General features: G+C 63.4%; 24 protein-coding genes. 17 read left to right on the top strand and 7 right to left on the bottom strand.

All coding sequences use genetic code 11. From position 1 onward, the window contains the following. The first annotated feature begins 59 nt into the window (after positions 1–59). Together ABIB57_RS14925 and ABIB57_RS14920 are read left to right on the top strand one after the other, a co-directional pair. Positions 60–413: a VOC family protein gene (locus ABIB57_RS14925; RefSeq protein ID WP_354041825.1), complete on the top strand. Its 354-nt coding sequence runs from the start codon at positions 60–62 to the stop codon at positions 411–413. Between the two features lie 73 nt (positions 414–486). After that, positions 487–1,425, top strand: a complete 939-nt coding sequence (locus ABIB57_RS14920) for a Gfo/Idh/MocA family protein (RefSeq protein WP_354041824.1) — start codon at positions 487–489, stop codon at positions 1,423–1,425. Positions 1,426–1,579: 154 nt separating this feature from the next. Here the strand turns inward: ABIB57_RS14920 and ABIB57_RS14915 are convergent, their stop codons facing one another. The 3 genes from ABIB57_RS14915 to ABIB57_RS14905 are packed head-to-tail and all read right to left on the bottom strand — an operon-like array spanning position 1,580 to position 3,425. After that, complete coding sequence (locus ABIB57_RS14915; protein ID WP_354041822.1) at positions 1,580–2,506, bottom strand: aldo/keto reductase; 927 nt, start codon at positions 2,504–2,506, stop codon at positions 1,580–1,582. 1 nt (position 2,507) lies between these two features. Then, positions 2,508–3,032 (bottom strand): hypothetical protein, encoded by a 525-nt coding sequence (locus tag ABIB57_RS14910; protein WP_354041821.1) that lies wholly within the window; start codon positions 3,030–3,032, stop codon positions 2,508–2,510. Positions 3,033–3,035: 3 nt separating this feature from the next. Further along, on the bottom strand, positions 3,036–3,425 hold the full coding sequence (locus tag ABIB57_RS14905; RefSeq protein ID WP_354041920.1) for a VOC family protein: 390 nt from the start codon (positions 3,423–3,425) through the stop codon (positions 3,036–3,038). 221 nt (positions 3,426–3,646) lie between these two features. Between ABIB57_RS14905 and ABIB57_RS14900 the strand changes: the two genes are divergently transcribed. From ABIB57_RS14900 to ABIB57_RS14875, 6 genes are all read left to right on the top strand, one after another. Then, positions 3,647–5,245 carry an ABC transporter substrate-binding protein gene (locus ABIB57_RS14900; RefSeq protein WP_354041820.1) on the top strand — a complete coding sequence of 533 codons (1,599 nt, stop codon included), beginning with the start codon at positions 3,647–3,649 and terminating at the stop codon, positions 5,243–5,245. Between the two features lie 63 nt (positions 5,246–5,308). After that, on the top strand, positions 5,309–6,316 hold the full coding sequence (locus ABIB57_RS14895) for an ABC transporter permease subunit (RefSeq protein WP_299722833.1): 1,008 nt from the start codon (positions 5,309–5,311) through the stop codon (positions 6,314–6,316). Positions 6,317–6,323: 7 nt separating this feature from the next. Then, complete coding sequence (locus ABIB57_RS14890) at positions 6,324–7,220, top strand: ABC transporter permease subunit (protein WP_354041819.1); 897 nt, start codon at positions 6,324–6,326, stop codon at positions 7,218–7,220. 7 nt (positions 7,221–7,227) lie between these two features. After that, a complete protein-coding gene (locus ABIB57_RS14885; protein ID WP_354041817.1) occupies positions 7,228–7,857 on the top strand; it encodes a hypothetical protein in 630 nt (209 codons plus the stop codon). A 184-nt stretch (positions 7,858–8,041) separates the two neighbouring features. Beyond that, a complete protein-coding gene (locus ABIB57_RS14880; protein ID WP_354041816.1) occupies positions 8,042–8,890 on the top strand; it encodes an ABC transporter ATP-binding protein in 849 nt (282 codons plus the stop codon). Beyond that, positions 8,887–9,720 carry an ABC transporter ATP-binding protein gene (locus tag ABIB57_RS14875; RefSeq protein ID WP_354041814.1) on the top strand — a complete coding sequence of 278 codons (834 nt, stop codon included), beginning with the start codon at positions 8,887–8,889 and terminating at the stop codon, positions 9,718–9,720. The genes ABIB57_RS14880 and ABIB57_RS14875 overlap by 4 nt, the downstream gene beginning before the upstream one ends. On the opposite strand, the gene ABIB57_RS14870 is transcribed toward ABIB57_RS14875, so the two are convergent. From ABIB57_RS14870 to ABIB57_RS14860, 3 genes are all read right to left on the bottom strand, one after another. Then, positions 9,717–12,335: a bifunctional diguanylate cyclase/phosphodiesterase gene (locus ABIB57_RS14870; protein WP_354041813.1), complete on the bottom strand. Its 2,619-nt coding sequence runs from the start codon at positions 12,333–12,335 to the stop codon at positions 9,717–9,719. The genes ABIB57_RS14875 and ABIB57_RS14870 overlap by 4 nt on opposite strands. A 204-nt stretch (positions 12,336–12,539) precedes the next feature. Continuing rightward, positions 12,540–13,313 (bottom strand): DeoR/GlpR family DNA-binding transcription regulator, encoded by a 774-nt coding sequence (locus ABIB57_RS14865; RefSeq protein ID WP_354041811.1) that lies wholly within the window; start codon positions 13,311–13,313, stop codon positions 12,540–12,542. A 64-nt stretch (positions 13,314–13,377) separates the two neighbouring features. Next, complete coding sequence (locus tag ABIB57_RS14860; protein WP_354041810.1) at positions 13,378–14,787, bottom strand: protein adenylyltransferase SelO; 1,410 nt, start codon at positions 14,785–14,787, stop codon at positions 13,378–13,380. A 94-nt stretch (positions 14,788–14,881) separates the two neighbouring features. Here ABIB57_RS14860 and ABIB57_RS14855 point away from each other — a divergent pair, with 94 nt between their 5' ends. Both ABIB57_RS14855 and ABIB57_RS14850 read left to right on the top strand, forming a co-directional pair. Continuing rightward, positions 14,882–15,565 (top strand): HAD family hydrolase, encoded by a 684-nt coding sequence (locus ABIB57_RS14855; protein WP_354041809.1) that lies wholly within the window; start codon positions 14,882–14,884, stop codon positions 15,563–15,565. Positions 15,566–15,933: 368 nt separating this feature from the next. Continuing rightward, positions 15,934–16,845 (top strand): cell wall hydrolase, encoded by a 912-nt coding sequence (locus tag ABIB57_RS14850; RefSeq protein WP_354041808.1) that lies wholly within the window; start codon positions 15,934–15,936, stop codon positions 16,843–16,845. 891 nt (positions 16,846–17,736) lie between these two features. Here ABIB57_RS14850 and pckA read toward each other — a convergent pair. After that, positions 17,737–19,326 (bottom strand): phosphoenolpyruvate carboxykinase (ATP), encoded by a 1,590-nt coding sequence (pckA, locus tag ABIB57_RS14845; protein ID WP_354041806.1) that lies wholly within the window; start codon positions 19,324–19,326, stop codon positions 17,737–17,739. Between the two features lie 254 nt (positions 19,327–19,580). Here pckA and ABIB57_RS14840 point away from each other — a divergent pair, with 254 nt between their 5' ends. The 7 genes from ABIB57_RS14840 to ABIB57_RS14810 all read left to right on the top strand — a co-directional run bounded on the left by ABIB57_RS14840 (position 19,581) and on the right by ABIB57_RS14810 (position 24,613). Beyond that, on the top strand, positions 19,581–20,297 hold the full coding sequence (locus ABIB57_RS14840; protein ID WP_354041805.1) for a response regulator transcription factor: 717 nt from the start codon (positions 19,581–19,583) through the stop codon (positions 20,295–20,297). Between the two features lie 7 nt (positions 20,298–20,304). After that, positions 20,305–22,104, top strand: a complete 1,800-nt coding sequence (locus ABIB57_RS14835) for a sensor histidine kinase (protein ID WP_354041804.1) — start codon at positions 20,305–20,307, stop codon at positions 22,102–22,104. A gap of 9 nt (positions 22,105–22,113) precedes the next feature. Then, positions 22,114–22,584: an HPr kinase/phosphorylase gene (locus tag ABIB57_RS14830; protein ID WP_299725836.1), complete on the top strand. Its 471-nt coding sequence runs from the start codon at positions 22,114–22,116 to the stop codon at positions 22,582–22,584. 164 nt (positions 22,585–22,748) lie between these two features. Beyond that, positions 22,749–23,150: a PTS sugar transporter subunit IIA gene (locus ABIB57_RS14825; protein WP_354041802.1), complete on the top strand. Its 402-nt coding sequence runs from the start codon at positions 22,749–22,751 to the stop codon at positions 23,148–23,150. 63 nt (positions 23,151–23,213) lie between these two features. Next, a complete protein-coding gene (locus ABIB57_RS14820) occupies positions 23,214–23,522 on the top strand; it encodes an HPr family phosphocarrier protein (RefSeq protein WP_299725841.1) in 309 nt (102 codons plus the stop codon). Next, the gene (locus ABIB57_RS14815; protein WP_354041801.1) at positions 23,519–24,049 is read left to right on the top strand and encodes a GrpB family protein; all 531 of its coding nucleotides are present in this window, start codon (positions 23,519–23,521) and stop codon (positions 24,047–24,049) included. The genes ABIB57_RS14820 and ABIB57_RS14815 overlap by 4 nt, the downstream gene beginning before the upstream one ends. 60 nt (positions 24,050–24,109) lie before the next feature. Next, a complete protein-coding gene (locus ABIB57_RS14810) occupies positions 24,110–24,613 on the top strand; it encodes a DUF2937 family protein (protein ID WP_354041800.1) in 504 nt (167 codons plus the stop codon). Positions 24,614–24,629: the final 16 nt, after the last annotated feature.

Genomic DNA, 24,629 nt, shown 5'->3' with positions numbered 1-24,629 from the left:
ACCCCAGCTTCCCATCGCCGGTCCGATCTGCTTTGCTGGGCCAACATGGAGGTGTGCTCATGGCGAAGGCAAAGGCAACAGGCATCGGGGGCGTTTTCTTCCGCGCCCGCGACCCCAAGGGGCTCGCCTTCTGGTATGAGACCCATCTTGGTATCGGTAACTTCTGGAGCCAGGACGCCGGCATGACCGTGTTCGCGCCCTTCTTTGCCGACACCGATTATTTCCCCGCGCAAAAGCAATGGATGATCAATTTTCGCGTTGATGATCTGGATGCGCTGATCGAGCAGTTGGCCTCGGCCGATATCGCCATCGAAACCCGTGCCGAATGGGATACGCCCGAAACCGGTCGCTTCGCGCGCATTGCCGATCCCGAAGGCAACCAGATCGAACTCTGGCAGCCGCCAGCCGACTGAGTGGCGCAAACCCGCTTCCAATCGGGCGGCCGATCTGCTCTATCCTCCGCCAAAACCTGAGGGGAGCCAAGTCATGGCAAAACGTAAGATTGCCGTCATCGGCGTGGGCAAGATCGCGCAGGACCAGCACCTGCCGGTGATCGACAAGTCCGAGGATTTTGAGCTCGCCGCGACCGTCTCCACGCGCGGCCTGGGCCATAACGGCAAGCCTGTGTTCAAGACCCCGGCCGAGCTTTACGCCGCCATGCCCGAGATCGACCTGGTGGCGATCTGCACCCCGCCCGGCATCCGCCATCAATATGTCCGCGAGGCGCTCGATGCCGGCAAGGACGTGATGATGGAAAAGCCGCCCACCACCACCATTTCCGAACTCGATGATCTGATCGCCTATGCCAAGAGCCTCGACCGCGTGCTGTTCCAGACCTGGCACAGCCAGTACAACTTGGCGGTCGACCGCACCCGCGATATCCTGGCCGCCGATGGGGTCAAGTCCGTGCGCATCGACTGGCGCGAAAGCGTGCGCAAGTGGCATCCGGGCCAGGACTGGGTCTGGGAGCCCGGTGGGTTCGGCGTCTGCGATCCGGGCATCAATGCGCTGTCGATCTTCACCAAGGTCATGCCCTTCCCGGTGTTTGTGCAGAGCTCCAAGCTGACCTTCCCGGCCAACAAGCAGACCCCGGTGGATGTGGAGATCGTCTTCAAGTCCGGCCAGATTCACCAGCCCACGATGAGCGCCGGTTTCAACTGGCTCGAGGAGAGCGGCGAGATCTGGACTATCGCCTTCGAGACCGTGGCGGGCGACAGCCTGAAGCTGGAAAAGGGCGGCACGGTGCTGCGCGTCAATGACGAGATTATCGTGCAGGCGCCGTCCGAAGAATATGAGCGCATCTACGAGCGGTTTGCCGAGCTGCTGGACAATCACCAAAGCGACGTGCACGCCGCCCCGTTGCGGCTGGTGGCCGATGCGTTCTTGCTGGGCGCCCGGGTGAATGCTGAGCCGTTCGAGTGGTAGGTTAAACGGCCCTAAATTATTCAGTCGACACCCTCCCCTTGCGGGGAAATCAAGGGGAACGTTTAGCCCCGATCCTGCATCATGGCTCCCAACACCCCATCCTCCCCCCGTCACGGGGGAGGAGCCCGCCTGGTGATTGCGGCTTGCGGTGTGCCTACTTCCCCGCCGCCGTCAATTGCGCCAAATCCCCATCGCTCAGCGCCAGCCTCACCCCCTTGGCCAGGCTCTTGACCTGTTCCACCGAAGTGGCCGAAGCGATCGGCGCGCTGACACCGGGCTGTGCGACGAGCCACGCCAGCGCAACTTCGGCCGGCGTGGCGTCATTGGCCTTGCTGACCTTGTCCAGCGCGTCCAGAATCCTGAACCCCTTGGGGTTGAGATATTTCTCCATGCGCGCGCCGCGCGGGCTCTTGTCGAAATCCTTGGCCGAGCGGTACTTGCCGGTCAAAAACCCCGCCGCCAGGCTGAAATAGGGCAGGATGCCAATCTCTTCCTTGACCGCCAGGTCCTGCAGCTCGCCTTCGAACACCTCGCGGTCATAGAGATTGTAGAGCGGCTGCTCGGTCTCATAGCGGGGCAGCGACTTGACCACCGCGGTCTCATGGGCATCGTGGATTTGCTTGGGCGAGAAGTTCGACGAGCCGATCACCCGCACCTTGCCCGAGCGGATCAGCACGTCATAGGCCTCGAGGGTCTCTTCGTGCGGCGTGCTGTCGTCCGGCTTGTGGCTCTGGTAGAGATCGACATAATCGGTCTGCAGGCGCTTCAGTGAATCCTCGATCGAAGTTTTGATATAGGCCGCCTTGAGGCCTTTTTCGGTGTCGCTCATGTCGGCGCCGACCTTGGTGAAGATCAGAAGGCTTTCGCGATTGCCGCGCTCCTTCATCCATTGCCCGAGCATGGTCTCGGACTTGCCCTTGCCGTAGACATTGGCGGTGTCGATGGCGTTGAAGCCCTCGTCCACAAAGGCGTCCAGCACCTGGAAGCCGGCGTTCTGGTCCACCGTCCAGCCAAAAATATTGCCCCCGAAAACCCAGGGTTCGATGACGAGTTCGCTGCGTCCAAGCGGGCGACGGTCCATGCTAGTTCTCCTTGATACTGTGTTGTTCAACGCCTTCGTGGGCATTCGGTTCGGCCGCGGCCTTGGGCACGCGCGGCGCGCAATAGGCGAGGGCCCTGTTAATCGCAGCCAGCGAGCCGCTCAGCGGGATCGCCGCCAGCGCCAGCGGTGAGCCGGCTTGGGGCTGCAGATAGGCCACCGCGCCCTGCTCCAGCCCGTCGCGCAGCGCCTGGATATCGCCGCTGATTCTGGCGCCATAGGGCCCGGCGTCGGTTTGAGCCGAAACGGGATGCGCATCCTCGTCGATATCCACAATCCAGTTGCCGGCGTCGCCCTCGCTGCGGCTGGTGTAAAGATGCAGCCCGACGCCAAAATCATCCTCGCAGCGCACCGCCACGCAGGCGTAATTTTCCGCCGTCGAACCACTGGCGCAACCCAGGGCCGCCCGGTCGCCTTCCCCCGGCAGCGGCGAATAATGCCAGCCCGCCTCCTGCGCCCAGGCCGGCGCGATCGCCAGCAGCGCCGCGATGATGACCGCTATCCGCATCCGCTAGCCCTTGGGTTGGATCAGGTCCCATTTATTGCCGTAAAGGTCCTCGAACACCGCCACGCTGCCATAGGCTTCGTGCCGCGGCTGTTCGAGAAACCGCACGCCTCGCTTCGTCATGGCGGCGAAATCGCCAACAAAATCGTGTGTTTCGATAAAGCCCATCACGCGCCCGCCGGTCTGGTTGCCGACGGCGGCGCGCTGCTCGGCTCCATCCGCCTGTGCCAGCAGCAGCCGCGCGCCAGGGCCTTTCGGTCCGACCGCAACCCAGCGCTTGCCATGGCCCAGATCGGTATCGGCATGGAGGGTAAAACCCAGCTTTTCGGTATAAAACGCGATGGCTTCGTCATAGTCGGCGACGACGAGCGTCATGGTGGCGATGGTCTGTGTCATGCCCGATTTGGCCACCACGCCGCGCTTGCCGTCAAGCGCCGAACGCTCGCTGGAAAGATCGTCCAATCGGGCCCGGTTTCACGCAATAGTCTTGCACCCGTCATGAGATTGACCAAATGGTCAAACTCCCCATTGCGCCCAAACAGATTCTACGCTTTGTTGGCCGCCAAGCTCCGGCCGGCAAACCGGATGCGCAAAAAACTTATCGGGAGACAACAATCATGAAAAAACTGATGCAGGGCATGATGCTCGCTGTCGCGACGCTTGCCGTCTGCGCCGGCGCCGCGCAGGCCAAACAATTGGTATTCTGCTCGGAAGCCTCGCCCGCTCATTTTGATCCAGGCCCGACCACCGGCGGCAACGACTTCGACGCCTCTTCGCGCACCATCTACAACCGCCTCGTCGAATTCAAGCACGGCGGCACCGATGTCGAGCCCGGCTTGGCAGAGAGCTGGGATATCTCCGATGACGGCCTGACCTACACCTTCCACCTGCGTGCAGGCGTCAAGTTCCAGACCACCTCGTATTTCACCCCGACGCGTGACTTCAACGCCGACGACGTGATCTTCTCCTTCGAGCGTCAGTGGAAGACCGACAACGCTTATTACAACTATCTCGAAGGCATTTCCTGGGACTATTTCCAGGGCATGGACATGCCAAAGTTCCTCAAGTCGATCGAGAAAGTCGATGACCTGACCGTCAAGATGACGCTCAACGAGCCCAACGCGCCGATGATCGCCAACCTGGGCATGGACTTCGCGTCCATCATGTCCAAGGAATATGCCGATCAGCTCGCCGCTGCCGGCACCAAGGAACTGTTGGCCTCCCAGCCGATCGGCACCGGTCCGTTCGAATTCGTCGATTACCAGACCGATGCGGTCATCCGCTATAAGGCCTTCCCCGACTACTGGGCCGGCAAGGTCGCCATCGACGACCTGATTTTCGCCATCACCACGGACCCCGCGGTGCGCGTGCAGAAGCTCAAGGCCGGCGAATGCGACATCATGGATTATCCAAATCCTGCCGATATCGCAGACCTGCAGGCCGATACGAACCTGACTGTTGCAGAACAGGAAGGCCTCAATATCGGCTACATGTCCTACAACACCACCATCGCCCCGATGGACAATGTGGCGGTCCGCAAGGCCCTCAACATGGCTATCAACAAGAAGGCGATCATCGACGCCGTCTATCAGGGCGCCGGCCAGGTTGCCGTCAACCTGATCCCGCCCACCATGTGGTCCTATGACAAGGACATCGTCGACGACGCCTACGATCCCGCAGCCGCCAAGGCGGCCCTCGAAGCCGCCGGCGTCAAGGACCTGACCATCGACCTGTGGGCCATGCCCGTCAGCCGTCCCTACAATCCCAACGCCGCTCGCGTTGCCGAACTGATCCAGGCCGACTGGGCCGCTGTTGGCGTCAAAGCCAATATCGTCACCTACGAGTGGACTGAGTATCGCGAACTCGGCAAGGCCAAGGATCGTCCGGGCGCATTCCAGATCGGCTGGACCGGCGACAATGGGGATCCGGATAACTTCTTTGCCACCCTGTTCTCGTGCTCGGCCATTGGCGTCTCGAACTATTCGAGCTGGTGCAATGACGATTTCGAGAAGCTGATCCAGGACGCCAAGAAGACCTCCGATCAGGCCGAACGCACCAAGCTCTACGAGCAGGCCCAGGTGGTCTTCAAGGAGCAGGCTCCGGCTCTGACCCTGGCCCATTCCAAGGTCTTCATGCCCATGAACAAGCGCGTTTCCGGCTTCACCATGGACCCGCTGGGCATTCATCGCTTCGACAATGTCGACGTAACCGAATAGTCTAAGCCACAGTTCAAGCAGGGCGGCGCCTTCCGGGCGCCGCTCTCATTTCATGGCAGGCCCATGCTCCGATACATTCTTCAAAAACTGGCACTGATCGTACCGACGGTGATCGGCATCACCATTGCGGCTTTCGCCTTCATCCGGCTGCTGCCGGGCGATCCGATCCTGGCCATGGCGGGTCAGCACGGCATCACCCCCGAGCGCTACGAAATCCTCAAGGAGCAGTTCGGCTTCAACCTGCCGATCTGGCAGCAATATTTCAATTACGTGGGCGGCGTGCTGCATGGCGATTTCGGTATTTCCGTCGCCACCAAGCGCCCGGTGATGACCGAGTTCCTCACCCTGTTCCCGGCCACCGTCGAACTGGCCACGGTGGCCATGATCCTGGCTATCGCGCTGGGCATTCCGGCCGGCATTTTCGCCGCCGTCAAGCGCGGCTCCTGGTTTGACCAGGTCACCATGGGCGTGGCGCTCACCGGCTATTCCATGCCCATCTTCTGGTGGGGCCTGCTGCTGATCATCTTCTTTTCGGGCTATCTCGGCTGGACCCCGGTGAGCGGCCGCATCGCGCTCAATTTCTTCCTCAAGCCCATTACGGGCTTCATGACCATCGATAGCCTGCTCTATGGCAATTGGCCGGCCTTCGTGTCGTCCTTGCGCTATCTGATCCTGCCCTCGATTGCGCTGGCCACCATTCCGCTGGCGGTCATCGCCCGGCAAACGCGCTCGGCCATGCTCGAAGTCCTCGGCGAGGAATATGTGCGCACCGCCCGCGCCAAGGGCCTGTCGCCGCGTCGCGTCGTGGGGCTGCACGCCTTCCGCAATGCGCTGATCCCGGTGGTCACCACCATTGGCCTGCAGGTCGGCACGCTGATGGCCGGCGCCATCCTGACCGAGACCATTTTCTCCTGGCCCGGTATCGGCAAGTGGATGATCGATTCCATCTCCAAGCGTGACTATGTGGTGGTCCAATCGGGCCTGCTGCTGATCGCGCTCATCGTCATGGCGGTCAACCTGATCGTCGATGTGCTCTACGCGGTGATCAATCCGCGCATTCGTGTGCAGTGAGGCCGCAATGACCGATAGCCGCACCATCGTGACCCGCCGTCCGCCCAGCGCCCTGGGCGAATTCTGGCATTACTTCGCCATGAACAAGGGGGCCGTCGTCGGCCTCGTGGTCTTCGTCCTGCTTGTGATCGTGGCGCTGTTCGCCCCCTGGATCGCGCCCTATTCGCCCGACCAGCAGTTCCGCGACAGCCTGCTCACGCCCCCCGTCTGGGAGGCCGGCGGCAAGGCGGCGTTCCTGCTCGGCACCGATCCGGTGGGCCGCGATATGCTGTCGCGCCTCATCCATGGGTCGCGCTATTCGCTGTTCATCGGCCTCGTGGTCGTGGTGCTGTCGCTGTTTTCCGGCATTATCCTCGGCGCCCTCGCCGGCTATTTCCGCGGCTGGGTCGATGCGCTGATCATGCGCGTCATGGATATCATCCTGGCCTTCCCCTCGCTGCTGCTGGCGCTGGTGCTGGTCTCCATTCTGGGGCCCGGCCTGTTCAATGCCATGCTGGCCATTGCCGTCGTGCTGCAGCCGCACTTCGCCCGCCTGACCCGCGCCGCCGTGATGGCCGAGAAGAACCGCGAATATGTCACCTCCGCCAAGATGGCGGGGGCAGGCCATATGCGCCTGATCCTCGTCACCATCCTGCCCAATTGCGTGGGCCCGCTGATCGTGCAGGCAACGCTGAGCTTCTCCAACGCCATCCTCGAGGCCGCCGCCCTCGGCTTCCTCGGTCTTGGCGCCCAGCCGCCAACGCCCGAATGGGGCACCATGCTGGCGACGGCTCGCGAATTCATCCTGCGCGCGCCCTGGGTCGTCACCTTCCCCGGCCTCGCCATCCTCGTCACCGTGCTCGCCATCAATCTCGTTGGCGATGGTCTTCGCGATGCGCTCGATCCCAAGCTCAAGCGGAGCTGAGTGCAGCATGGAAGCACTGCTCGACTGGCTTGGACTGACCACTCCGGCGCTGCGGCCTGCCGGTGTCACGGGTGTGTTCAGCCTCGTCGGCATCATGCTGACCGGCCTGTTCGCGACCCTGGCCTATGTGTCCAGCCGAGGGGCCGATCGTGCCGGTCGCCGCCGCCAGCGCGAGGAGAAAACCCGCGACCTGCAGACCGCCATCCGCGAGGAAGCCCGGGCCAATTGGTATGAACTGGAGCGGCAGGGCTCGTTCGAGGACGCAGCCGCCAAGGTGATCGAGGAAATCGAATCGGGCCGCTGGGTCGCGCCCGGCTACACGCCGTTTTTGACTCGTCAGGCTCCCAGCGTGGTGTTCGCGGCAATCGAGGACGATATCGCCCTGCTCGATCAGGCAGTCATCCACGTCACCATCAACTATTACCGCCAGCTTGCCGTAGTTGCGCAACTGACCGAAGATTTGCGTTCTGAGCGGTTTGCGGCCTTGCCCGGGAGCCGCAAGGCCCCTCTGGTCGCCGACTATTACCGCGCGGTCGTCTCGCTCAAACTGTGCGCGGCGCAGCTGAACGCAGCATTGGAACAGGCGCTCAATATTCCCGCCAAGCGGCGCGATCGCAATATGGAGCTTGAAAGCTAATATGCAATCCGTGGCGCATAGGTGGTGGGCATGTCCGCAACTGGCTTCAGCACCGGACGGGGCGCTGCAGGCTTGGTCTGTACAACCCTCGCTTTGGTATCGGCCATGATCCATTCTCCCGTTCGATGCCCATTATATAGCGCGAGCAGCGCTTGTTTACAACAAATCGGAGGGAGCCCCACTTATGCCCCTGCTTGAAATTACCAACCTCACCGTCGCTTTCGATACCTCCATCGGTCTGTTCAAGGCCGTCGATGGCATCGATGTGTCAGTCGATGCGCGCGAAGTGCTGGCTATCGTCGGCGAAAGCGGCTCGGGCAAGTCCGTCGCCATGCTGGCGGTGATGGGCCTGCTGCCCTCCAGCGCCACCGTCACCGCCGACAAGATGCTGTTCGAGGGGCGCGACCTGCTCACCATGAGCGACGCCGAACGCCGCCAGATCATCGGCAAGGATATCGCCATGATCTTCCAGGAGCCGGTGGCGAGCCTCAATCCCTGCTTCACCGTCGGTTTCCAGATCGAGGAAGTGCTCAACCGCCATATGGGCCTCAGCGGCAATGCTGCCCGCAAGCGCGCCGTCGAACTGCTGCGCCTGGTGGGCATCACCGATGGCGCCCAGCGGCTCGGGGCGTTTCCGCATCAAATGTCTGGTGGCCAGTGCCAGCGCGTGATGATCGCCATGGCCATTGCTTGCAATCCCAAGCTGTTGATCGCCGACGAGCCGACCACCGCGCTCGACGTCACCATCCAGAAGCAGATCCTCGACCTGCTGGTGAACCTGCAGGTCGAATACGGCATGGCGCTGATCATGATCACCCATGACATGGGCGTCGTCGCCGAGACCGCCGACCGGGTGATCGTGCAGTATAAGGGCCACAAGATGGAGGAGGCCGACGTGCTGACCCTGTTCGAAAACCCGGCTTCCAGCTATACCCGCGCGCTGCTCTCGGCGCTGCCGGAAAATGCCGTCGGCAACCGGCTGCCCACCGTCGCCGATTTCGCCTTCGATCCGGAAACCGGAGCCGCCCGATGAGCACGCCAGTCCTGCAAGTCAAAGACCTCAAGCGCGACTATCACGGCTCCGGCGGCCTGTTCCGCCCCGCCAAGGTCGTCCATGCCGTCAAGGGCGTGAATTTTACGCTGGAGAAGGGCCGCACGCTGGCCGTGGTGGGGGAAAGCGGCTGCGGCAAGTCCACGCTGGCGCGCATGATCACGCTGATCGACCAGCCGACCTCGGGGGAAATCCTGATCGACGGCAAGCCTGTCGACGCCACTCACGGCGTCACCCGCGAAATGCGCCAGAAGGTGCAGATCGTGTTCCAGAACCCCTACGGGTCGCTCAATCCGCGCCAGAAGATCGGCGACGTGCTGGCCGAGCCGCTGCTGCTCAATACCGATATGCCCAAGTCCGAACGGCAGGACCGCGCCCGCGCCATGCTGGCCAAGGTCGGCCTCGCGCCCGAGCATTTCAATCGCTATCCGCACATGTTTTCGGGCGGGCAGCGCCAGCGCATCGCCATCGCCCGCGCGCTGATGCTCAATCCCAGTTTCCTCGTGCTCGATGAGCCCGTCTCGGCGCTCGACCTCAGCGTGCAGGCGCAAATCCTCAACCTGCTCAAGGACCTGCAGGACGAGTTCGGCCTGACCTATGTGTTCATCAGCCACGACCTGAGCGTAGTGCGCTACATCGCCGACGAAGTCATGGTGATGTATTATGGCGACGTGGTCGAGCATGGCAGCCGCGACGCGGTGTTCGGCGATCCGCAGCATACCTATACGCGCTCGCTCTTCGCCGCGACGCCCCGGGCCGATGTCGAGAGCATCAAGGCCCGGCTGGCCCGGAAGGCCGCTCTGGCCGGCTAGGACGCCTTGCGCCAGCGCTGTTCGGTAATGAACGCCGCCAGGTCCGCGGCGCTCATCGGCCTGGCGAAGGCATAGCCCTGCAGGATGTCGCAGCCAAGCTCGCGCAGCAGACGCGCCTGCTCCATGGTCTCGACGCCCTCGGCCACCACTTCGATACCCATCGATTTGCCGATATCCACGATCGAGGCCAGCAGGCGCCGCTGGCCCGGTTCCTCGACGATGGGGTCGACCAGTTGCTTGTCGATCTTGAGGCGCTTGGGCCGCAGCTTTTGCAGCGACACGATCGACGCATAGCCGGTGCCGAAATCGTCGATTTCGATATCGATGCCCAGATCCTTGATCTGGTCGATGTTCCAGCCCACGATGGCGTCGTTCTCGTCGAGATAGATGGATTCCACCAGCTCGAACGAAATCCGGCCCGGTTGGATATCGAGCTGGCGCAGGCCGCGGATCAGGTCTTCGTCATGCAGCCGGCGCAGCGAGACGTTGACCGATGCGCGCGGCACATCGATCCCCGCCGCCGCCCAGCGATCGAGGTCGGCCAGCGATTGTTCCAGGATCAGCCGGTCGATGGTGGCCACCACATTGAGCTCCTCGGCGATGGCGAGGAAAGCGTCGGGCGACTTGAGGCCCAGGCTCGGGTGCTGCCAGCGCGCCAGCGCCTCGACGCCCACAATGTCATAGGTGTGGGCGTCGAACTGCGGCTGGTAGAAGGCGATGAATTCGTTGCGCTCCAGCCCACTCAAAATCTCGTCTGCCACGCGCTTGGTCTTGACCACCTCGGCCTGCAGCGCGGCGCTGAAGAACTCGAAGCGATTGCGGCCCCGGCCCTTGGCCCGGTACAGCGCGATATCGGCATTGATCAGCAGGCGCTTGACGTCGAGCGCGGCACCACGCTCCACCGCAATGCCGATGCTGACGCCGAAGCGGCATTGGTGGCCCTCATAGCTGGCGGGCTGGCGCATCTGCTGCACGATGCGGTCTGCCAGGGCCGCCAGTTCGCTGTCGCCCTCATTGGCCGAGGACACCACGACGAATTCGTCGCCGCCGATGCGCGCCACGAAATCGCCGGGGCGGCAATTGTGTTGCAGCACCTGCGCCGCATGGATCAGCATGGCATCGCCTGCCGCGTGACCCAGTGTGTCGTTGATCTGCTTGAAGCGGTCTAGGTCGATATGCAGCAGCGCGATGCTGCCGCTGCCCCGGTAGCCGGTGGCCGCGTGGCCCTTGAGCAGGTCGTCGAGATAGCGCCGGTTCGGCAATTCCGTCAGGCTGTCGTGCAGGGCATTGTGCTCGATGCGGACCCGCGCCAGTTCCAGCTCGTGATTGCGCGCCTCGGTCAGCTCCTTGGCGCGCTTCAAATCGGCATTGAGCGCCACATCGGCGGTGACGTCCCAGTTCACGCCCAGGATTTTGGGAGCGCCGTCGGTATCCACATAGACGGCCCCGAGGGCGCGGATGTCGCGGCTGGAGCCATCCTTATGCACGACGCGGAATTCCGAACGATAGCTGCCAGTGCGCAGCGCCAGGGCGAAGTCCGCCTCGGCCTGGACCAGATCGTCGGGATGCAGGGTATCGCGCCAATGATCGTAATCGCGCTGCCCGCCGTCCTCCGGCAGGCCGTAAAGCTGGTTCATGCGCGCATCCCACACCAGGGCACCGGTGGCGATATCGGTTTCCCAGACGCCGACCTGGGAGCTGTCCAGAGCCAGGCCCAGCCGTCGCGACAGCCGTTCGAGTTCGGCCTCGCGATCCTTGAGCACGCGGAAATGCTGCTGGCGCTCGCCAACCATCCGCCCGGTCACCACGATGGGCCACAGGATCAGCAGTGCCGACACCACCATGCCGAGCCGCAGCATCCAGGCATTGGGCTTGACGCCCCAGCCACCCTTGGGTTGCGCGGCGATTTCCCAGCCGCCCGAGGGCACCAGCACGGTTGCGGTCACCGCATCGGTGCCGGTGAGGTCCGGGCCGAAGAAACGGTATTTGAGATGGGTCGCCGGGTCGCTCGCCGTGATGCTGATATCGAGCGGCCGGTTCGGATCGAGCAGGCCGCTATCGGCATAGAGCCGGTCGACATCCACGACTGCCGACACGATGCCCCAGAACTGCTTTTTGCCCGTTCCGTCGACATAGACGGGGAAGCGGCCGACGAAGGCGCGGCCCCCCTGGAGCAGATCGATCGGCCCCGCCAGCACCAGCTTGCCGCTGTCACGTGCGAGGAAGGCCGCGGCGCGCTGGGCATCGTTGGTGCGATAGTTCAGCCCGATCGCCTGGGCATTGCCCTCCATCGGGTACATCAGCTTGATCACCAGGTTCGGCGCGCCCGCCAGGCTGCGCAACTGGCTCTGTTCCTCGAATAGGTTGCTGGCCAAAGCTGCGAACCGCGCCTGGTCCATGTCTGGCTCGGTCGAAATGGTGGAGACGAGGCCTCGCACCAGTTGGATATTGCCGTTGATATTGCCTTCGAGCTTGGCGCGGATCACCGCCACCTGGTCCAGCACGGTGCTGCGGCTGCGCTCTTGACTGATGATGCTGTTCTGGCGGTCGGCAAAGAAGCCCGCGGCCACGATCACCACGAGAGCGATTGCGGCCGGGATCAGCGTCGGACGCAACCAACTGCGTCTTCCGTCTTTCGAAGCTAAAAGATTGAACGCCACCAGCCTGATCCGCCCCTTGGCCCGCAAGGCCGCCCCGCCGCCAAGTTAACGGAACCACAGTTACCATTTGGCTTATCGGCGGCTCCATTCGCTGGCGTGGTAAACAGGATGCAAAGAGCTGGACGATCGTGCTTTCAGTTGGACTGGTTGCCTCCCGCGCTAGCTCCCTGGGCTTTGCTCGCTCGTCTCCACCAGCACCACGCCGGCAGCGCGGCACAAGGCGGCGAATGGCTCGGACGGGCAATGGTCGGTCACGAAAGTGCCGATCTGGTCAATGCGGGCGATCCGCACCGGCGCTGTGCGGGCGAACTTGCTGGCATCGGCGACCAGGATCACGTGGCGCGCATTGGCGATGATGGCCTGCGCCACCTTGACCTCGCGGTAGTCATAGTCGAGCAGGGCCCCATCCTGGTCCAGCGCGGAGGCGCCGATCACCGCATAGTCGACCTTGAACTGCGAGAAAAACGCCGCCGCCGCTTCCCCCACGATGCCGCCATCGGAGCCGCGCACCACGCCGCCGGCGATCACCACCTCGAACTGCGGGTAGACCCGCATGCGGTTGGCGACATTGATATTGTTGGTGACGACCAGAAGGCCCGAATGGTTGAGCAGCGCCTGGCTGACGGCCTCGGTAGTGGTGCCGATATTGATGAACACCGACGCATCATTGGGAATCAGCGCCGCCGCTGCCCGCCCGATCGCGTCCTTTGCGGCGGCCGCGATCAGCCGCCGCGCCTCATATTGCAGGTTCTCGATGCCCGAGGGCAGCTCGGCCCCGCCATGCACGCGCTTGAGCACCTGATTGTCGCACAGCGTGTTGAGATCCTTGCGGATGGTCTGCACCGAAACACCGAATTCGGCCGCCAGCCCATCGACCGTCACCCGATCGCGCACCCGCGCCAGTTCCAGTATCCGCTGGTGCCGCTCGCTCAATCCCGCCACTGGCCTGCCTTTCGCTTCACGCGCAAATTAGGGCAAAGCGAAACCTGAGGGAAGGCTAGACTGTCACCCCATAGGCCTCGCGCATTTGCGCAATTTCGGCCAGCGTGGCGTGAAACAGGCTCCAGTCGTCGGCCTCGGCAATGGGTGCCCAGATCGCCTCCATCTGCTCGATCAGCATGGTGCGCGGCGCGCTGCGGGCGAAATAGGCGTGATCGAGGTTGACGTCGTCGGCCGCCTCATAACCCTCCAGCGCATCGGCGATGGGGACGAAAGCCGGAGTGGCGTAAAACCCCGCAGCCGGACTTTTGGCCGCTCGCTCGATGCTGAGCGCGCCGCCCCGCCAGTCGAAAAAGAACTGCTCATAAGGCGCCTGCGACGCTGAGAGGAACCCGAACAGCGCCGTGACGAAAGCGCTGTCCTCCTCCTCGCCGCGCGGCGTCAACCCCAGCCGCCGCAGCATGGCCTTAGGCAATTCGGCGCGAAAAATCGGCCAGATCGTATTCAGCACCGGCTCCAGCGCCTCGATGCTGGAGAGCGGCAGCAGGCATTCGGCCAGCCGCGTGAGATTCCAGGCCAGCGTGTCCGGTTGCCGGCCAAAACTGTAGAGCCCGGTTTCATCGAAATAGGCGGCGGTGAAATTGGGGTCGTAAACCGGCAGGAACCGCCACGGGCCATAATCGAAACTCTCGCCGGTAATGTTGATATTATCGGTGTTGAGCACGCCATGCACAAAACCCGCCGCGATCCATTGCGCTCCTGTCCTCGCCACCGCCGCTACCACCGCTCCGAGGAAACCCGCCGCAGTATCGCCCTCGCCGGCGAGGTGGGGATAATATTGGGCAATGGCATAATCGAGCAGTTGGCGCAGGCCCGCGTGATCTTCCAGATAGGCAAGCCGCTGGAAGGTGCCGATGCGGATGTGGGAATGGCTCAGCCGCACCAACACCGATGAGCGGGTCGGCGATGGCTCGTCGCCGCGCTGCAGTTCCTCGCCGGTCTCGATGAGCGAAAAGCTCTTGGAGGTGTTGACACCCAGCGCTTCCAGCATCTCGGCGGCCAGCACTTCGCGCACGCCGCCCTTGAGCGTCAATCGCCCGTCGCCACCACGCGACCACGGCGTGCGCCCGCTGCCCTTGGTGCCGAAATCCAGCAGTCGGCCGTCCTTGAGATCATAGGCCTGGGCAAACAGGAAGCCGCGCCCATCGCCGAGATCGGGATTATAGGTGCGGAACTGATGGCCGTGATAGCGCAGCGCCAGCGGCGTCTCCAGCGAGCCGGGCAGGGGCTCTAAGCGACCAAAATGAGCCAGCCATTCGGTCTGGCTCAACCCCTCCAGTCCGACGCGGCCGGCCCAGCGCTGGTCGCGGTGGCGCAGGATGGTTTTGGGGAAATTGGCGGGCGCGGCGCGGTCATAAAACGCGTCGCCCAGGCTCTCATGCCGGCGGGCTGGCTTGAAGGTGTTCATGGGCCCAAAGCTAGCCATCGCGGCGGCTGGCTGCAACCCAGCCTTTCGCGGGCGCGTCTAGCGAAGCGGCGCGATCCGCACTATATCGGAACAGATGAAAACTGATTTCGACACACTGCGCCTGCGCCCCTTCGAGGCCGTCATCTTCGACATGGACGGCACCATCCTCGATACCGAGAGCGTCTTTAAAACCATCGTCTTCGAGGTCTGCACCGATCTCGGCTTCGAAATGACCGACGCCGTGCATACTTCCATGGTCGGCTCCAGCCACGAGACCACCAATCGCCTGTTGGTCGAGGCCTATGGGGTGAGTTTCCCCTATACCCAGTTCGACGAGCGCTGCCGCATCACCATGCGCGAACGCACGCATGCGGGCGTACCGGTCAAGACCGGGGCGCGCGAACTGCTGCTCGAACTGCGCGAACGCCATATCCCCATGGCGGTGGCGACCTCCTCGCGCTCGCCCCATGCGCAGACGCATCTGGCGGCGGTGGGGCTGATCGACATGTTCGCCACCATCGTGACGCGAGACGACGTCATCAACCCCAAGCCGCATCCCGAGCCATACCTGTTGGCCGCCGAACGTCTAGGCGTCGATCCGCTGGTGTGTCTGGCGCTGGAGGATAGCCCATCGGGCGTGCGCGCCGCTCATGCGGCCGGCATGCAGACCATCATGGTGCCCGACCTGGTGCATCCGAGCGCTGAAATCCGCGCCCTCGGTATCGCCATCATGGAGAGCCTCGACCACGTCCGGCAGGCCGCTTTCCCCGCCCACTAGCGGCCTTTTGCTGCCCGTACTTTGGATCCGCCCGGCCTCGTGCCGGGCGTTTTCGTTTCTGGCGCGCAGCAGCCGTTGGAAAAACGTTTCCACCGGCGCCAAACTGCGTAAACCTTTAGACATTCCCTTAAAACCCCGTTCTCCACGTGGCAAGCCATTGTCCGACAAGGGTTTTCAGACGGCACCATCTCGGTTAACCCTAACTTAAGAGACTAACCGGTATGGTTAATTACCGGTAAATTTTGGGTTCCCTCCAGGCAAAAGCTTGGATAGGGTGCAGCCGGGAAGTGACGGGGTCTCCAACGAGGGACCCACCAAGAAGGCCCGCCGGATACGACCGGACGTGGCTCAGGGGCAAGGACGGGGCATTGACGCAATCCGGGCTGACCATCGCATCGCGTGCCGCTTCGCGCGCGCTTGCTGTCTGTGCCGCTGTGCTCGTGCTCGCCATCACCTTTGGCGTCGCCCACGCCGAAACCACCCAGGTCGCCGATATAATGCCTGTGCAACTGCCCGCCGATCTGGTGCAGGTGCGTGCCCAGCCCGCCATGGTGGCGTCGGCGCCGGGCGAGCAGCCGCTGACCCCAGAACTGCTGGCCAATTATGTGGCTCGCCAGAAGGCGCTGCACGATTTCAACGTCGATGCCGCCGAGCCGCAGGCCGAACTGACCCAGGACGTGCTGATGGGCTACATAGCCCGCGCCTCCTTCGGTGGCGATAACGGCGCCTTGTCGGCCATCGATAGCTTCACCAAGCCGGCCACGCCCGAGCTGAACCCCACTCTGCTGGCCCGCTATATCGATGCCGGGTTCGAACCCACCGCCGAGCGTGTCAAGAAGCGCAATCTGGCTCTGGCCGCGACCGGCGCCGGGCAGTCCGAAAGCGATTGCCTGGCCCAGGCGATCTATCACGAAGCTCGTGGCGAAAGCGAAGCCGGGCAATATGCGGTGGCCAACGTCATCGTCAACCGCGCGCTCTCGGGCAAGTTCCCCGCCACCCTGTGCGGCGTGATCTACCAGAATGCCGACAAGGGTTATCATCGCTGCCAGTTCACCTTCGCCTGCGATGGCAAGGATGACGCGCCGGGCGAACGCAGCGCCTGGAACCGCTCCAAGGCCATCGCCAAAGCCGTCTATGTCGAATTCGCCAGCGGCCAGCAGATGGAAACGCTGCCGCGCTCGGTGCTGTATTACCACACCCGCTCGTCCAACCCGTCCTGGTCCAACACCTATACCCAGGTCGCCCAGATCGGCTCGCACCTGTTCTACGCACCGAACTGAGTGCATTGGGGCGACTGGCCCCGGTTTCATAATTCATCGACCTGACAAAGCCCCGCCTGGCTCGCGCCTGCGGATGGGAAAGACTGCGGCATGCGGCGAGACGCGCCTCATGGGTTTGGTAGCAAGCGAGACAGCGCCTCGCCGCACGCGATGGGGTTTCTGGCCGCTCGAACGTGGCCTCCCTTGTTTCAGAAGACGAACGTCGCGCTGGCCCAGGGATCGCGCGACCGCGTCCCCTCCCACCCTGCCATTCGAGCGTAGCTCTCATGGCCTTCTCGCCTCAAATCGATCCACCGGATCGATTTGCCCTTCGGGGCGGCTCAAAGCCCCACAGCCGTTCGTCGCGAACCCGCAGCCATTGTGGAGATATCGGGGGCTAGGATACGGGAGGAATTGGGGGAGGGGATAAAGGGGATAGGGCGCAGAAATTCGGGGGGCAACGGATGCTCACACCGCACTCGCTCTTCCCGCGGGCTTGACCCGCGGGGCACTGTTCGGTCGCGCCGAATTCGGTGGGGTGGCGAGAGGCCCGCGGGTCAAGCCCGCGGGAAGGGCGGTGGGGAACTAGATCGAGGCCAGCCATATGGCGCGCAGTGGAGTTGGTTTCGGCTGGCTCCACTCTTGCAGAGAGTTCCCCCCACCCTGGCCCTCCCCTCAAGGGGGAGGGGACGATGGAGCCGTGGGTTTGGATGAGCGGACCAGACCACCACATTTCCCCACCCACGGCCCTTCCCGCGGACTTGATCCGCGGGTCGCTCGCCGCTTGAGCCGGGCTGAGAGTGGCGCGCGGGTCAAGCCCGCGGGAAGCCCGGGGGGTGGGTGAGCCTCCGAGGCGGCATCGGGATAACGGCTAGATCAGCAAACTTTCTGCTCCTGGGACGCAACCAGCCGCTACTCGGCCGCTTGCGCCAGCCTCGGTCCAGCCGACGCATCCGCTTCGCCACCAAACTTCTCAAAATTCTTCCTGAACAACCCCGCCAGATAGATCGCCTTGGCGTCATACGCCTCGCCATCAGCCCAGGTGGCGCGCGGCGTCAGCAGCTTGCTCTCGACCCCTTCAACCGCCAGCGGCACTTCAAACCCGAACAGTTCATCAACCCGCATCGGGGCCCGCTCTAGCGTGCCACCCAGCGCGCCGTTGAGCAGGCGGCGAGTGGAGGCGATATCGATGCGCTTGCCCACCCCATAGCCGCCGCCGGTCCAGCCGGTATTGATGAGCCAGGCGCTGGCGCCGCTGCTGCGCAGTTTTTCAGCCAGCATGTCCCCGTAGACGCCGGGGTGTAGCGGCATGAACGGCGCGCCGAAACAGGCCGAGAAGGTGGCCTGCGGCTCGGTGACGCCACGCTCAGTGCCGGCCACCTTGGCGGTGTAGCCGGACAGGAAGTGATAGACCGCCTGTTCGGGCGTCAGCCGCGCAATCGGCGGCAGCACGCCAAAAGCGTCGGCCGTCAGAAACACCACGGTCCGCGGCGTGCCGCCAACGCTGCCCTTGGCAATCGAGGGGAGCACGCTGAGCGGATAGGCGGCGCGAGTGTTTTCGGTCAGCGAGACGTCGTCGAACTCGGGCACGTGATCCGCGTCGAGCACCACATTTTCCAGCACCGTGCCGAAGCGCTTGGTGGCGGCAAAGATTTCCGGCTCGGCGCTGGCGCTGAGCTTGACGGTCTTGGCGTAGCAGCCGCCCTCGAGGTTGAACACGCCATCCTGGCTCCAGCCGTGTTCGTCGTCGCCGATCAGCGGTCGGGCGGCATCATTGCTGAGCGTGGTCTTGCCGGTGCCGCTGAGACCGAAGAACAGCGCGGTTTCGCCATTGGCGCTGAGATTGGCAGAGCAGTGCATCGGCAGCACGCCTTGGCGCGGGGCGTGGAAATTGAACAGGCTGAACACCGATTTCTTGATTTCCCCGGCATAGAGCGTACCGGCGATGACCACGATATTGCGGCTCATGTCGAGCGCGATCACCGTATCGGTGCGGCTGCCATGGCGGGCCGGATTGGCCTTGAAATGCGGCACATGCACGATGGTGACCTGCATCGCGCCCGCGCCGGTCTCCACTTCGCCGGGGCAGATCAGCAGGTTGCGGATGAACAGCGCGTGCCAGGCGCTCGGCGTCAGCACCGTCACGCCATATTGGTGGCGCGGATCGGCCCCGGCCAGGAGGTCCTGGCGGTGCAGGTCCTGCCCGGTCAGCGAGGCGATGGCATCGGCCAGCAGCACGTCGAAATCATGCGGGCTCATGGCGCCCGCATTGTCCCACCACACGCTGTTCTCGGTCAGCCCGTCGCGGACGATGAACTTGTCCTTGGGGGAGCGCCCGGTAAAAGCGCCGGTGCGTACCGAGACGGCGCCGTCCGCCGTCAATTCGGCCTCGCGGCGCTCCAGCGCCAGTGCCACCAATGCAGGGGCAATGGCGTTGACTGAAAGGGCCCCGGCGCCCTCCACAATAGTCTGACGCAGGGCCTGATGATCGAACATAACCATTGTGTCGCTCCCAATCTCCGGCACGAAAAGACTTTGCGTGTCGGCTAACTGAGCGCAAACTACTGCATGGGAGCGAACACCAACCATCCCGAAATCGGTCTTAAGACTGAAGTTGCATCGGCTTTTGTAGGGGTTGCCAGCGCGCACCACCCTTGGCCGCGCCATATTTAACGCGTATTTGTCGCTTGCAAGAGCGCAAGCCTAAAAGCGTCCGGGCCGTTGTGCCTGTCTATAAAACAAGAGAAAGGCAGCTCATGCCAAAGATCGCCCTGGTGGACGACGACCGCAATATTCTCACTTCCGTGTCGCTGACGCTGGAAGCCGAGGGCTATCAGGTCGCCACCTATACGGATGGCGCGTCGGGCCTTGAGGGCCTGACGACCGACAAGCCGGACCTGGCCATTTTGGATATCAAGATGCCGCGCATGGATGGCATGGAACTGCTGCGCCGCCTGCGCCAGAAATCCGACGTGCCGGTTATTTTCCTGACCTCCAAGGACGAGGAAATCGACGAGCTGTTCGGCCTCAAGATGGGCGCCGACGATTTCATCACCAAGCCGTTCTCCCAGCGCCTGCTGGTCGAGCGCGTCAAGGCGATCCTGCGGCGCTCCGCCCCGCGCGATCCTTCCGCGCCCGCCGGCGTGCCGGGCGAACCCGGTTCGGGCAAGGCGCTGATCGAGCGCGGCTCGCTGGTGATGGACGAAGAGCGCCACACCTGCACCTGGAAGGGCCAGCGCGTCACGCTGACCGTGACCGAGTTCCTGATCTTGCAGGCGCTGGCGCTGCGGCCCGGCGTGGTCAAGTCGCGCAATGCCCTGATGGACGCCGCCTATGACGACCAGGTCTATGTCGATGATCGCACCATCGACAGCCACATCAAGCGGCTGCGCAAGAAGTTCAAGGCCACCGACGACGACTTCGAAATGATCGAAACGCTGTATGGCGTCGGCTACCGCTTCAAGGAGCAATAAGAAGCCTTTGGCTATTCTGGATCACGAGCGTGAGCAAGACACTGGCGCCACGGCGCCGGTCGAGCATACGGCTGCCCCGCCTCCGAAAGAGCCCAGGCGCCGCCGCCATCTCTGGCGCACGCTGATTACGCCGTTCTACAAGCTGGCCTATGGCATCGGGAAGTTCCTCGATTTCACCATTTTCTCCAGCCTGACGCGCCGCATCATGGTGCTGAACCTGGCGGGCCTCTTGGTGCTGGTGGTGGGCATCCTGTATCTCAACCAGTGGCGCGCCGGGCTGATCGATGCCCGCGTGCAATCGCTGCGGGTGCAGGGCGAAATCATTGCCGCGGCGGTCGCCGCTTCGGCCACCGTCGATAGCGATGTGATCTCGGTCAATCCCGATCGCCTGCTCGAGCTGCAAAGCGGCTCCTCGGTGTCGCCGCTGAGCTATTTCGATCCAACGCTGGAGTTTCCCATCAATCCCGAACGGGTCGCGCCGCTGCTGCGCAACCTGATCACCCCCACTCGCACCCGCGCCCGCATCTATGACCAGGGCGGGCTGATGATATTGGACAGCGACAATATCTATGCGCGCGGCGAGGTGATCCGCCAGACCATCACCACCGAGCCGCCGTTCTTCCTGTGGGATTGGTGGAATGCCGTTTTGGCGTGGGTGCCAGGCGACAATTATCCGACCTATCAGGAATACGACATCGACGAGGGCCGCCGTTATCCCGAGGTGGATTCGGCGCTGCAGGGCGCGCCGGCCGATTTCGTGCGCGTCGATGCGCATAATCAGCTCGTCGTCTCGGTCGCCGTGCCGGTGCAGCGCCTGCGCGCCGTGGTCGGCGTCATCCTGCTCTCGACCGCGCCGGGCGATATCGACCAGATCGTCACCCAGGAGCGCTGGGGCATCCTCCGCATCGCGCTGATCGCCGCGGCGGTACAGATCGCGCTGTCGCTGCTGCTGGCCGGTACCATTGCGGGGCCGATGCGGCGCCTCTCGGCCGCCGCCGAGCGGGTGCAGACCGCCGGCAATGCGCGCGCCGAAATTCCCGATTTCACCGACCGCACCGACGAGATCGGCCATCTGTCGGGCGCGCTGCGCTCGATGACCGACGCCCTTTACAACCGCATCGAGGCCATCGAGCGTTTTGCCGCCGACGTGGCGCACGAGTTGAAAAACCCGCTGACCTCGCTGCGCAGCGCTGTCGAAACCCTGCCGCGCGCCAAGCGCCCCGAGGATCTGGAACGGCTCAACGCCATCATCCAGCACGATGTGCGCCGTCTCGATCGGCTGATCTCCGATATTTCCAATGCCAGCCGGCTCGATGCCGAACTGGCGCGCGAAGGCGCCGAGCGCGTCGATATCGAAAAGCTGGCCGAAGCCATGGTGTCGATGCACAACGACATGGCATCGACCCGCAATGTCCATGTCGAAATGGCCAAGCGCGTCGGGCGCGGCGCCGCCATCGTCAACGGCCACGAAAGCCGGCTGGCGCAGGTGTTCTCCAACCTCATCGACAATGCCGTCTCGTTCTCGCCCGATGGCGGCACGGTGCGCGTAGCGCTGGCCACCGACGCCGATGATATCAGCGTGACCATCACCGACGAGGGTCGCGGCATCACCGGCGACGTCACCCGCATCTTCCAGCGTTTTTACACCGACCGCCCCGATACCGAGAGCTTTGGCGACCATTCGGGGCTGGGCCTATCGATCTCAAAACAGATCGTGGAAGCCCATAAGGGAACCATCAAGGCGCATAATCGCACCGACCGCAGCGGCGCCGTGTTCTCTGTTGTATTGCCCAAGGCGCGCAAATAGATTGCCGCAATGAGCAAACCGAAGAACGTGCATGGCACTGGGCTGGTCTTGGGCGAAATCGGCGTCTTGTTGCGCGGCCCCTCGGGCGCCGGCAAGTCCGTGCTGGCGTTGAGCCTGCTCGATCGCTGGACCGATCGGGGGCAGCCATCGTTCCTCGTCTCGGACGATCGGGTCGATCTGAGCGCCAAGGACGATATTGTCACCATGCACGCCCCGCCCAATCTGGGCGGGCTGGTCGAATTGCGCGGGCGCGGCCTGGTGCGGCGGCCGCAGCAGTCGGAGGCGCGCGTGCACCTGGTGATCGATCTGGTCGAGGATTTCGCCCGCATGCTGGAGGAGGAGGAATTCTCCACCGACCTGCTTGGCACCACGGTCGCGCGGGCTCCCGTGCCCAAGGCCGGCGTCGTCGGGCTGGGCCATCAGATGCTGCTGGTCCGCGAAGCCATCGCGGCATTGAGCCCGCGCTCGCTGCTGGCGTGACAAAATACCACTTGAATCCGTGCGGTGCCGGGGCAAGACTGAGCTCCCAAGGCGCTTTAGGCTGGGATATACCGGCCTTTTGATAGCGCGTGGGGCGTGGCGGGATATACTGGCATGCCTTAAACGTCGTAGACTGGGCGTTCCGGGCAGTCTGGGGAAATTGCATGATCGGTATGGTTCTGGTGACGCATGGCGCGCTTGCCCATGAATTCAAGTCGGCGCTTGAGCATGTCGTCGGACCGCAGGAACACTGCGAGACCATCGCCATTGGTCCCGACGACAATATGGAAGATCGCCGCAACGACATCCTCAAGGCCATCGACGATGCCGAGGACGGCGACGGCGTCATCATCCTGACCGACATGTTCGGCGGCACCCCGTCGAACCTGGCCATTTCGGTGATGCAGAACCGCCAGGTCGAGGTGATCGCCGGCGTCAACCTGCCCATGCTGGTCAAGCTGGCGCGCATCCGCGGCGACATGCCGATCAAGGAAGCCGTCAACATGGCCCAGGAAGCGGGCCGCAAATATATCAACGTCGCCAACTCGATTTTGGGCAATAGCTAGCATGACCCCGAAAAGTGCAACGCGGTTTTCGGACAAGGTCATGCCCAAGGGAGGGCGCTAGCCATGGAAACCGCGGCCGGCGACCGCGCGGTCGCGCAGCAATTGACCATCGTCAACCGCAAGGGCCTGCACGCCCGCGCCTCCGCCCGGTTCGTGCGCACCGCCGAGTGCTTTGACGCCACCATCAGCGTCATCAAGGACGGCACCTCGGTGGCCGGCAATTCCATCATGGGCCTGATGATGCTGGGGGCCGGGCCGGGCTCGACCATCCTGGTGCAAGCCAGCGGCAAGCAGGCCCGCGAGGCGCTCGAAGCCATTGTCGAGTTGGTCAATAACGGCTTTGACGAGGACAGCGACGGGGCCGCGGGGTGAGCGAGGCGATCGAACTGCATGCGGCCGATCCGGGCTGGCCTGCAGCATTCGAAGCCGAACACGCGCTGATCCTGCTTTGCGGTTGCGCCGATCCTGCTGGAACATATGGGTCGACCGCGATCCCGGGTCTTCCCGCCAAGCCCATCATCGATATCATTGCGCTAGTCGCTGACCTGGAGGCGGCGCGTGCCGCCATTCCCGCGCTGGAGGCCCTGGGCTATTCCTATTGGGCCGCCAATCCTGACACCACCAAGCTCTATCTCGCCAAGGGCCTGCCGCCGGCGCCGCGGCGCACGCATCACCTGCATATCCATGACGATGCCGACGAGGTGACGCGGCACCTGATGTTCCGTGACCACCTGCGCGCCAATCCGGACGTGCGCGATGCCTATCTGAGCCTCAAGCAGGATCTGGCCAGCCGTTATCGCCATGACCGCGAGGCCTATTCCAAGCTTAAGACGGATTTCATCGACGCGCTTGTACTGTCGCTGGGCGGTCCGGCGCGCAAGGTCGACTGGAACCGCTGACGAGACGCTGCCGTTGACCGGCCATGAGCCAAGCAAGCTAACCGCCAGGAGAGCCGTTACATGCGTCGAGTGGTAGCCTCTATTGGTGGCGTGGCTTTGGCTGTCGCGCTTAGCCAATTCCCCGAATATGCCCAGCAATATACCCAGCGCCTCGGTGGGGCGGTCGATGAACTGCGGATCGTGACGGAGAAGTTCGATCGCGATGCGCAGACGGCGGGCTTGGATCGACAGCAAGCGCTGACCCGGTTCGAGGCATCCTCCGACGCGTTTCTCGCCGGACGTGGCACCAGCGAGGCGGCCAATTTCGCCCGCTACGAGCAGTTGAGCACGACGCTCGCCCGCATCCAGAATGCCAATGCGGTGCAGCGCTTCCAGATGCTGCCGGCCTATTTCGATACCGATATCGGCAGCCGGACACTGGAGAATTACCAGCCGGCCGTGCCGGTGACGGTGGAGGGCATCCTCTATGCCGGCGGTGGGCTGCTGGTGGGGTATTTGTTCATGTCGGGGCTATGGCGGTTTTTGGCGATGCCATTTCGCAAACGGTATCCGGCATATCGGTAGGCGTCGGATTGAGTGC

Source organism: Devosia sp. UYZn731, assembly GCF_040546795.1.
Classification (GTDB): Bacteria; Pseudomonadota; Alphaproteobacteria; order Rhizobiales; family Devosiaceae; genus Devosia.
Note: the sequence above shows the minus strand (reverse complement) of the source record. Positions and strands in the feature narration are given on the sequence as shown.

Bases quoted from the DNA above. Each gene is read 5' to 3' on its own strand.
- ABIB57_RS14915 (WP_354041822.1), bottom strand. From the start codon at position 2,506: ATGGACCGTCGCCCGCTTGGACGCAGCGAACTCGTCATCGAACCCTGG.
- ABIB57_RS14885 (WP_354041817.1), top strand. From the start codon at position 7,228: ATGGAAGCACTGCTCGACTGGCTTGGACTGACCACTCCGGCGCTGCGG.
- ABIB57_RS14895 (WP_299722833.1), top strand. From the start codon at position 5,309: ATGCTCCGATACATTCTTCAAAAACTGGCACTGATCGTACCGACGGTG.
- ABIB57_RS14925 (WP_354041825.1), top strand. From the start codon at position 60: ATGGCGAAGGCAAAGGCAACAGGCATCGGGGGCGTTTTCTTCCGCGCC.
- pckA (WP_354041806.1), bottom strand. From the start codon at position 19,326: ATGGTTATGTTCGATCATCAGGCCCTGCGTCAGACTATTGTGGAGGGC.
- ABIB57_RS14920 (WP_354041824.1), top strand. From the start codon at position 487: ATGGCAAAACGTAAGATTGCCGTCATCGGCGTGGGCAAGATCGCGCAG.
- ABIB57_RS14900 (WP_354041820.1), top strand. From the start codon at position 3,647: ATGAAAAAACTGATGCAGGGCATGATGCTCGCTGTCGCGACGCTTGCC.
- ABIB57_RS14820 (WP_299725841.1), top strand. From the start codon at position 23,214: ATGGAAACCGCGGCCGGCGACCGCGCGGTCGCGCAGCAATTGACCATC.
- ABIB57_RS14860 (WP_354041810.1), bottom strand. From the start codon at position 14,787: ATGAACACCTTCAAGCCAGCCCGCCGGCATGAGAGCCTGGGCGACGCG.
- ABIB57_RS14825 (WP_354041802.1), top strand. From the start codon at position 22,749: ATGATCGGTATGGTTCTGGTGACGCATGGCGCGCTTGCCCATGAATTC.
- ABIB57_RS14910 (WP_354041821.1), bottom strand. From the start codon at position 3,032: ATGCGGATAGCGGTCATCATCGCGGCGCTGCTGGCGATCGCGCCGGCC.
- ABIB57_RS14810 (WP_354041800.1), top strand. From the start codon at position 24,110: ATGCGTCGAGTGGTAGCCTCTATTGGTGGCGTGGCTTTGGCTGTCGCG.
- ABIB57_RS14875 (WP_354041814.1), top strand. From the start codon at position 8,887: ATGAGCACGCCAGTCCTGCAAGTCAAAGACCTCAAGCGCGACTATCAC.
- ABIB57_RS14880 (WP_354041816.1), top strand. From the start codon at position 8,042: ATGCCCCTGCTTGAAATTACCAACCTCACCGTCGCTTTCGATACCTCC.
- ABIB57_RS14840 (WP_354041805.1), top strand. From the start codon at position 19,581: ATGCCAAAGATCGCCCTGGTGGACGACGACCGCAATATTCTCACTTCC.
- ABIB57_RS14905 (WP_354041920.1), bottom strand. From the start codon at position 3,425: ATGACACAGACCATCGCCACCATGACGCTCGTCGTCGCCGACTATGAC.
- ABIB57_RS14830 (WP_299725836.1), top strand. From the start codon at position 22,114: ATGAGCAAACCGAAGAACGTGCATGGCACTGGGCTGGTCTTGGGCGAA.
- ABIB57_RS14890 (WP_354041819.1), top strand. From the start codon at position 6,324: ATGACCGATAGCCGCACCATCGTGACCCGCCGTCCGCCCAGCGCCCTG.
- ABIB57_RS14855 (WP_354041809.1), top strand. From the start codon at position 14,882: ATGAAAACTGATTTCGACACACTGCGCCTGCGCCCCTTCGAGGCCGTC.